Below are 7,491 nucleotides of genomic sequence, written 5' to 3' on the forward strand. Positions count from 1 at the left end.
AGTAGCGGTGCTCATTGCACGCACCGAGTAGCGGTGCTCATTGCACCGGCGCCGGAGCGGTGTACCCGCGGTAGCCCTCCCACGCGAGTCGGCGCTCGCGACGCGGATCGTGCTCGATGCGCGTGACCTCGTCGAAAATCACTGTCGCGCGGTCCTTCTCGTCGTAAGGCGGCCACGACGGCAGTGGTTCACCGTGCCGGGCCACGTTCAGCCACTGGCGCTGCATCGCTCCGGCGACCGTGCGCAGGCCGCGTCGACCGCCGAGTGCCGTGAGCGCCCGCCCGAGCGGTTCGCCGGTCTGGTCGAAGACCGCAAGCAACTCCACGGCGTGCGTCGCGTCGAAGCCCGTCCACCGCAGCAGTCGCGGCGCGAGATCGAAGCGGTACATGAAGGTCGGCGCGAAACGCGAATGCGCCTGCGCGATCTGCACGGACGGATACCAGAAGGTGAGGTCGCCGCCGAGATCGATCGCGGCACGCTCGTCCGGATATCCTGGGTAGACCGCCGTGATGTGATCCTTCGCCTCGGGATCGGTCGCGGCGAACAGTGCGTCGATCCGCCGCGGGTTCGTCGGCAGCGCGTCGAGGAACTTCGGGAACAGTGCGCCCTCGCGGTCGTTCGTCCCGAGCACGAGCGGAACGGGATGCGCCGCGCCCGTCTCGTACGCCTCGAGCGGCTGGAGCGGAACGAAATCGCCGTCGACGACCGGACCGAAAGGATGCAGACCGGGGGTTGCTCGCAGCACCTGCGCCCCGAGTCGCGATCCCACCCGTCCGAGTTCGACGGGGGAGGCGTCGAGCAGCGCCCGCGCCGCGGTATCCGGGTCGGCACCGAGCAGTTCGACGAACTTCCGGCCCCATTCGGCAGAGCGGTCGGAGGTGACGACGAGATTCGGCGCCGGGCTCTGTGCGATCGCGGCGGAGAACAGTCCGCGCGCGGCGGGTGTCGCGAGCAGGGTCGTCACCGAGGTGCCGCCGGCGGACTCGCCGAAGATCGTCACGTTGTCGGGGTCGCCGCCGAAGGCCGCGATGTTGCGCTGCACCCATTCGAGCGCCGCCACCTGGTCGCGCAGACCGAGATTGGAATCGAATCGGACCGAGTCGGTGGAGAAGGACCCGAAGTCGAGATAACCGAGCGCTCCGAGGCGGTAGTTGATCGACACGTAGACGACGTCGCCGCGTCGGACCAGCGACTCGCCGCCGTAGACCGACAGGGCACTCGTGCCGAGGGTGAAGGCGCCGCCGTGGATGAACACCATGACCGGTCGCGGTGCATGGACCCGACCGGCGGGGGCGAGCACGTTGAGGGTCAGGCAGTCCTCGTCGGGACGCACACGCACCCCGCGACGACCGGTCTCGGCGTACCGCGGACGCTGCGGGGCGGCATTGCCGAACTGCGTCGCATCGCGCACCCCCGTCCAGGGCTCGACCGGTTGCGGCGCGCGCAACCGCAGCGGACCGACCGGGGGAGCGGCGTAGGGGATGCCGCGCCAGGCGAGGAGGTCGCCGAGCCGGGTGCCGCGGACGGTCCCGTCTGCGAATGTGACGTGGGTCTCGGGCGTCATGCTCCGCACTGTACGTGACGGCGCGTCACGGTAGCCGTCGCATCCACCGTCGAGGTCACCAGGAGTAGGCCTCGAGTCCCCGATCTGCGAGCTCGGCCCGGACGTAGGTGCGCAGCGTCGCGGCGTCGGGGAAGCGGTCCTCGTCGAGGGCGACGAACGCGAGGGTGTACCGCTCGTCGGTGTGGCAGGCGTAGACCGACAGGCGGGTCGCGGTGCGGGCCGGCCGGGTGTCGAGTCCCGGGTGCATGGCGCGCATCGCGATCCCGGTGGTGCGGTACGGGCCCAGCGTGGTGAGTTCGCGGGGCACTGCGCCGATGTTGGAACACAACAGGTCCCGCTCACCGGCACCGCGCGCGACGCGGGCGGCGATCCGGTCGGGGAGAAGCTGCAGGATATCGGCCGGCATGTTGTGCGGCGCGCCCTCCCGCGGCTGCGAGTAGGCGTGCGCGGCGCGGGCACGGATCGACGCGACGGTGTCGCCGTCGTCGACGGTGATCCCCACCATCGACACGCCGTTGGAGACGGTTCCGTCCTTCCGGTCGTCGACCGGAACGGAGATGCGCACGGGGAACGGGATCCGGGCGCGTCGGGCGACACCAGCGGACACGGCGATCAGCAGGGCGTTCGGGCTGCCGTCCTCCGCGGCGGCGACGGCCTTCCACTGCGCCGCGTCGACGTCGACGAGCGCGGTGCGCGGTCGCGAGCGCACCGTCTGCGGAGCGGACGGTTTCTCCGTGCGGGGCGTGTACTTCACGCGGCGCAGCCCGCTGCCGACCTTCCGGAACAACTGCATCGCATCGCGCAGGTCGGACTGGCGACCGGGGTCGGGTCGTCGCGGCCGGTCGGCGAGTGCGTCGGCGACCGCGCGGACGAATCCCCGCGCGTCGGTCAGCACGTGCGAGCACACGATCGACAGTGCGGTGCCGCCGCTCGTGAGTCGGGTCGCGGCGAGGGCCCAGCCGGGACCGAGCTCGGGATCGACGTCCACGTTCGCGTGCTCGTCGGCCCAGGCGAGGAGCTCGTCGTCGGGGATGGGGGTCGCGGGATAGCGCAGCGGATGGACGTGCGTGTTCGGTTCGAATCGGGGGCGTGCGCCGGGAACCCGGGGACGGACCACGCGACGCCCGAGCGGGCCTTCGGACAGCACGTCGTGAAGGGACAGCAACAGGGTCGCGTCCACGGTCTTGTCGGTGCGCCACAGACCCTGCATCACCGACGGCAGGCCGGTTCCTTTGTGGCGGTGGAGGAACATCTCGTCCACGACGCTCAGGCGATTCACAATCCCGACCGTAGCGCCGACCGTTGACCGAAGCACTGAACCGAGGTTCAATCCTTGGTGTGGCGTACCGGCGGACACCCGCAGTGCAGGAGCGACTCGACGCGCAGCGCGAGGCGATCGCCGCTGCCGCCGTGGCTCTGCTCAGCGAGCGCGGATACAGCGGACTGTCCGTCTCGGCGGTCGCCGAACGGGCCGGTGTCGCCACCGGCAGCGTCTACCGGCACTACGTCGACAAGTCCGATCTCATGGTGCGGATCTTCCGGGAACTGTGCGGCCGGGAGGTCGAGGCCGTGACGTCCGCGGCCGCAACCGGATCCGGTGCCGACCGGGTGACCGCGGTGGTCGACACCTTCTCCCGCCGTGCGCTGCGCAATCCCACCCTCGCCTACGCGCTGCTCGCCGAACCGGTCGACGCCGCGGTCGACGTCGAACGGCTCGTGCTGCGCCGCGCCTTCGCAGCGGCCTTCGCGAACGCCGTGCGCCACGGCATCGCAACCGGTGAATTTCCCGAACAGGACGTCGAACTCACTGCCGCCGCGCTCGTCGGGGCCGTCGGTGAGGTGCTCACCGGCCGCCTTCCCGGCGCGGCCGATGGTCGCCATTGCGCCGCGGCCGGATCCACTGTCCCCGACCTCGTCGCGCTCGCACTGCGCGCGGCGGGGTACCTGTCTTCCGGAACGACCCAGGAGTGAAGCCGTGCATTTCCCCGCCACCCACGAGGTGTTCAATCAGGTACCGGACCTCGAGCCCTACCGGGCCGCCGACGACCCCGCCCTCCTCGAAGGACTGCGCCGCGAAGGAGCGAGCTGGGCCGAGGACGAGGTCCGCGAACTCGGCGCCCTCGCCGGCACTGCCCGTGCCCAGGACTGGGGGCGGCTCGCCAACGAGTACCCGCCCGTGCTGCACACCCACGACCGCTACGGCCACCGCGTCGACGAGGTCGAGTTCCATCCGCACTGGCACGACCTGATGACCGTCGCCGTCGAGAACGGCCTGCACGCGGCACCCTGGCGCGACTCGCGTCCCGGCGCGCACGTTGCCCGCGCCGCGAAGTTCTACGTGTGGGGCCACACCGACGCCGGGCACATGTGCCCGATCTCGATGACCTACGCCGCGGTCCCGGCGCTGCGCCACAACGCCGAACTCGCCGAGCGCTACGAGCCGCTGCTGGCCGCGCCGCACTACGACTTCGGGCTGCGCGAACCCTCCACGAAACGTGGTCTCATCGCGGGGATGTCGATGACCGAGAAGCAGGGTGGTTCCGACGTCCGCGCCAACACCACCACCGCGACCCCCAACGCGGACGGTTCGTACACGATCGTCGGGCACAAGTGGTTCACGTCCGCGCCGATGTCCGATCTGTTCCTCACGCTCGCGCAGACCGAGCACGGACCGTCGTGCTTCCTGCTCCCGCGTGTCCTGCCCGACGGCACCCGCAACGCCATCCGCATCCAGCGGCTGAAGGACAAGCTCGGCAACAAGTCGAACGCCTCCTCCGAGATCGAGTACGAGAACGCGATCGGCTGGCTCGTCGGCCCGGAAGGTCGCGGCATCAACACCATCATCGAGATGGTGAACATGACGCGACTCGACTGCGTCATCGGCTCGGCCGTGAACATGCGGGTCGCGACGCTGCGCGCGGTCCACCACGCCCGCCATCGGAAGGCGTTCGGCGCGGTGCTCGTCGACCAGCCGCTCATGCGCAACGTGCTCGCCGATCTCGTCGTCGAATCCGATGCGGCGACGACGATGATGATGCGTCTGGCCGGAGCCACCGACCGCGCCGCCGGAGACGAGCAGGAGGCCGCCCTGCGCCGCATCGCGCTGGCGGTCACCAAGTACTGGGTGTGCAAGCGGGCTCCCGCGGTCGCCGCCGAAGCTCTCGAATGTCTCGGCGGCAACGGCTACGCCGAGGAGTCCGGCATGCCGCGGCTCTATCGCGAGTCGCCGCTCATGTCGATCTGGGAAGGATCCGGCAACGTCGCGGCACTCGACGCATTGCGCGCCATGGCCCGGCAGCCCGACACCGTCGAGGCGTTCTTCACCGAGGTCGGGCTCGCGGAAGGAGCCGATCCGCGGCTCGACTCGGCCATTGCCCGGGTCGGCAAGGAACTCGCCGATCTCGAGGACGCCGAGTACCGGGCACGGCGGGTCGTGGAGCTCATGGCCCTGGTCCTGCAGGGCGCGCAGCTCGTCCGACACGGGCATCCCGCCGTCGCGGAGGCCTTCTGCCGCAGCCGGCTCGACGACGACTGGGGCATCGCGATGGGCACACTGCCGACCGGCGTGGACACCGCCGCGATCCTCGACCGGGTCTGACGGCGCGGGTCCGATCGTGCGGCGCTGTCACCTGTCTCAGGTCGCGGGCATACTGGAATACGTCCTGCGAGGAATCGACCACGGGTGGAGCCCGTCATGATCGGCAGCAACGAATGGTGGGAGTGGGGTCGGCAGATCGCACTCGCGGTGACCGAGCCGCATGCACTGCACCGTGCCCGCATGATCGTGCGCGGCGTCGTCGCCGAGTCCGAGGCGGTGAGCGACAGCCGCCGGGGCGACGCCGAGATCCACTCCGTCAACCTCGCGCAGGGCACTCCGGTCACGATGAGCCCCCGACTGGCCTCGATGGTGCGGTCGGCGCTGTGGGCGGCCCGCATGACGGGCGGGGCCATCACCCCGGTCGACTCCGACGACGCCTCCGTCGATGCCGGAGCCATCCCGCCGATCCATCCCATCCCCACCTACCGCGACGTGCAGATCGACGGAGACGTCGTGCTCGCTCCCTTCGGGGTGAGCCTCGAACTCGGTGCGACGGCCGTGGCCGATACCGTCGACTACTCCGCGGCGCTCGTCGCGAACCTGCTCGAATGCGGGGCGCTCGTGCGCATCGGCGACGTGATGGCCACCGCGGGGCACGCGCCGGCCGGGGGATGGCAGGTGCCGCTCCCGGATCGAGGGTCGGTCGAACTGCCGGCCGGATCGGCCATGGCGTCGCACACCAGCGACGTCGCCGACCCCGAGCGGTGGCGTCTCGTCAGCGTCATCGCTCCCGACGCGGTGTGGGCCGATGCGGCCGCGGCGACGGCGTTGCAGCGGGGGATCGGAGCCCTGTCGTGGCTCGAGCAGTACGACCTGCCGGCGCGTCTCGTCGATACGCACGGACGGGTCCGGACCACCACGGCCTGGTCCGATCCGAAGGCTGCTTGATCTCTCGAGCAGGGTGCGGTCAGGCTCCGTCGCGGAGGTTGCGGTAGACCTCGATCAGATGGTCGGTGGACGCGTCCCCGGTATCGGGGGTCTCCTCACCTGCGAGCACCGCCTGCAGGGCGGTGGCCTGGGTCTTGCCGAGCTCGACACCCCACTGATCGAACGAATCGATCCCCCACACGATGCCCTGGACGAAGGTCTGGTGCTCGTAGAACGCGATGATCTGCCCGACCACCGACGGGGTCAGTTCCGGGGCGAGGATCGTCGTCGACGGCCGATCGCCGGGCATCACCTTGTGCGCCACCACCGCCTCGTCGACGCCTTCGGCACGCACCTCGTCGGCATCACGGCCGAAGGCCAATACTTTGGCCTGGGCGAACATGTTCGCCAGCACCAGCACCTGCATGCTGGTCTGCCCATCGCGGGCCGGCAGATCGTCGCCGGAACGGGCCAGGCCGAGGAAGTCGACGGGGACGATCTCGGTGCCCTGGTGCAGCAACTGGAAGAAGGCATGCTGACCGTTGGTACCGGGCTCACCCCAGAACACCTCCCCGGTCGGACACGAGACCGCGGTGCCGTCGGCGCGCACGGACTTGCCGTTCGATTCCATGGTCAGCTGCTGCAGATAGGCCGGCAACCGCGCCAGATCCTGCGCATAGGGCACCACCGCGCGCGAGCGATAACCGAGGACGCTCGCATTCCACACCCCGATCAACCCCGCCAACAGCGGTGCGTTCTGTGCCGGGTCGGCGGTGGCGAAGTGTTCGTCGAGGGCGTGCATGCCGGCGAGGAACTCGCCGAACCGCTGCCGGCCGATGGCGCACATGACCGCCAGCCCGATCGCCGAACCCACCGAATACCGCCCACCGACCCAGTCCCAGAACTCGAACATGTTCGCCGGATCGATGCCGAACTCGACCACCCGCTCCGTGTGCGTCGACACCGCCACGAAATGCTGGGCCACCGCATCCTCGCCGAGAGCGTCGACGAGCCAGCGGCGCGCGGCGGTGGCGTTCGACAGGGTTTCGAGGGTGGAGAAGGTTTTCGACGCGACGATGAACACGGTGGTGGCCGGGTCCAGATCGGCCAGCGCCGCGGTCAGATCCGCCGGGTCGACGTTGGAGACGAACCGCGCCGCCGGCCCGTCGTGAAAACGCCGCAGCGCGCGGGTGACCATCGCCGGGCCGAGATCGGAGCCACCGATGCCGATGTTGACCACCGTGGCGATCTTCTCGCCGGTGGCGCCGCGCCAGTCGCCGCTGCGGAGGCGGTCGGTGAACTGGCCCATCCGGTCGAGCACGGCGTGAACGTCGGCGACGACATCGACCCCGTCCACGATCAGTTCCGCATCGCGGGGCAGGCGCAGGGCGGTGTGCAGCACCGCGCGGTCCTCGGTGACGTTGATGTGCGCACCCGAGAACATCGCCTCCCGAGCCGCGGC

The 7,491-nt window shown here is 70.2% G+C and carries 6 protein-coding genes; 3 read left to right on the top strand and 3 right to left on the bottom strand.

The annotated features are described in order from the left end of the window. Window positions 1-37: 37 nt before the first annotated feature. The gene (locus ACNJ7K_RS00820) at window positions 38-1,564 is read right to left on the bottom strand and encodes a carboxylesterase/lipase family protein (protein ID WP_268655239.1); all 1,527 of its coding nucleotides are present in this window, start codon (window positions 1,562-1,564) and stop codon (window positions 38-40) included. A 55-nt stretch (window positions 1,565-1,619) separates the two neighbouring features. Next, entirely contained in the window at window positions 1,620-2,843 is a 1,224-nt protein-coding gene (locus tag ACNJ7K_RS00825; RefSeq protein ID WP_268655240.1) for a hypothetical protein, read from the bottom strand. Window positions 2,844-2,902: 59 nt separating this feature from the next. Here ACNJ7K_RS00825 and ACNJ7K_RS00830 point away from each other — a divergent pair, with 59 nt between their 5' ends. From ACNJ7K_RS00830 to ACNJ7K_RS00840, 3 genes are all read left to right on the top strand, one after another. After that, complete coding sequence (locus tag ACNJ7K_RS00830; RefSeq protein ID WP_230791947.1) at window positions 2,903-3,535, top strand: TetR/AcrR family transcriptional regulator; 633 nt, start codon at window positions 2,903-2,905, stop codon at window positions 3,533-3,535. Between the two features lie 4 nt (window positions 3,536-3,539). Further along, window positions 3,540-5,162: an acyl-CoA dehydrogenase family protein gene (locus ACNJ7K_RS00835; protein ID WP_268655241.1), complete on the top strand. Its 1,623-nt coding sequence runs from the start codon at window positions 3,540-3,542 to the stop codon at window positions 5,160-5,162. A gap of 96 nt (window positions 5,163-5,258) precedes the next feature. Then, window positions 5,259-6,050 (top strand): FAD:protein FMN transferase, encoded by a 792-nt coding sequence (locus tag ACNJ7K_RS00840; protein ID WP_174246926.1) that lies wholly within the window; start codon window positions 5,259-5,261, stop codon window positions 6,048-6,050. A 19-nt stretch (window positions 6,051-6,069) separates the two neighbouring features. Here ACNJ7K_RS00840 and pgi read toward each other — a convergent pair. Next, window positions 6,070-7,491 (bottom strand): glucose-6-phosphate isomerase (gene pgi / locus ACNJ7K_RS00845; protein WP_487041005.1); only part of this gene is annotated, 1,422 nt, incomplete at its 5' end.

The organism is Rhodococcus shunpengi (assembly GCF_048381395.1).
Taxonomy (GTDB): domain Bacteria; phylum Actinomycetota; class Actinomycetes; order Mycobacteriales; family Mycobacteriaceae; genus Rhodococcus.